We start from the raw sequence: 1,533 nt of genomic DNA on the forward strand, positions 1-1,533 counted from the left end.
TATTTTGTTGAAAAACTCGGGCTTGATCGGTTGGTAAGTTGCTGATTCAATTCTTCCTAAAGGGAGGGATCAGCCATGATGGGACCGAGACAGGAAGCGCAAGCGTCGCTGTTTTACGAGTTCTCGCTGGAGGATCATGTCCCGCAAGACCACCTTTTGCGCTCGATTGACCGGTTCGTCGATCTGGGCAGCATTCGCGCGCACCTTACGGATTTCTACAGCCACACGGGCCGGCCCTCCGTCGATCCCGAACTGCTGATCCGCATGCTGTTGGTTGGCTATTGCTTCGGTATTCGATCCGAGCGACGGCTCTGCGAAGAGGTGCATTTGAACCTGGCATACCGCTGGTTCTGCCGTCTCGACTTGAACGACCGGGTGCCAGACCATTCCACGTTTTCCAAGAACCGGCACGGCCGTTTCCGGGAAAGCGAACTGTTGCGTCGTCTGTTTGAGACAACTGTGGCACGCTGCATTGAGGAAGGTCTCGTCAGCGGCCAGCGCATGGCGATTGATGCCAGCCTGATCGAAGCCGATGCTAACAAACGGAACTCAACACCGAAGGAAGACTGGGACGCGGCAAGCATTGACCCGGCAGATGCGTCCCGCGCGGTCCGCGAGTATCTCGACACGCTGGACGAGGCGGCATTCGGCGCGGCCAGCGAGGTACAGCCCAAGTTCACCTCACATTCTGACCCCGCCAGCCAATGGACTGCAGCCCGCAAAGGCCCTGCATTCTTCAGCTATTCCGACAATTATCTGATTGATACGGATCACGGTGTAATCGTCGATGTCGAAGCCACCAGATCAATCCGACAGGCAGAAGTCGGTTCAACAAAGACGATGTTGAACCGGGTCAAAGACAAGTTCGACCTGCACCCAGAACGGTTAATCGCAGATACCGCTTACGGTTCCGGCCCCATGCTGGACTGGCTGGTGAAGCGCAAGATCGCGCCGCACATTCCCGTTATCGACAAAGCTGGCCGGACAGATGGCACATGGTCCCGTGCAGACTTTGAATGGGATCCCGAGAACAACCAATACATCTGCCCTGAGGGCGAAGCGCTCAAGCAGTTTCGTCGCAACTACTCTGATCCGAACCGTGGCCCGACGGGCAAGGGCGTGGCCAAGTATCAGGCCCTCAAACACACCTGCCTGGCGTGCCCGTCGAAGATGAAGTGCTGCCCAAACGCCGATGCTCGCAAAATCACCCGCGAAGAACATGAAGACGCACGCGATGTGGCACGCGCCATTCGCAAAACGCCCCAATACAAAGTCTCGGCAAAGCTCCGAAAGAAGGTTGAGATGCTGTTTGCCCACCTCAAACGCATTCTCGGGCTGGGACGACTCCGATTACGTGGCCCTTGTGGTGCAACCGACGAATTCCTCCTCGCCGCCACCGCCCAGAACCTCCGAAAACTGGCCAAGATCTTTCCCGCACCGCAGCAAACGAGCAAAGCCTGACAAGAAAGGCACTCGCGCTCAGTTCGGTACGCCTCTCTCTGCGCCAGCAACACGTTGTTTTTCAACAATATC

General features: G+C 56.8%; 1 protein-coding gene. It reads left to right on the forward strand.

Annotation, left to right across the window (positions count from 1 at the left end; all coding sequences use genetic code 11):
- Positions 1-75 precede the first annotated feature (75 nt).
- Positions 76-1,461, forward strand: a complete 1,386-nt coding sequence (locus AC2FJZ_RS22330; RefSeq protein WP_480528150.1) for an IS1182 family transposase — start codon at positions 76-78, stop codon at positions 1,459-1,461.
- The last annotated feature ends 72 nt before the right edge of the window (positions 1,462-1,533 follow it).

This window comes from Ruegeria sp. CDSA079, assembly GCF_059612245.1.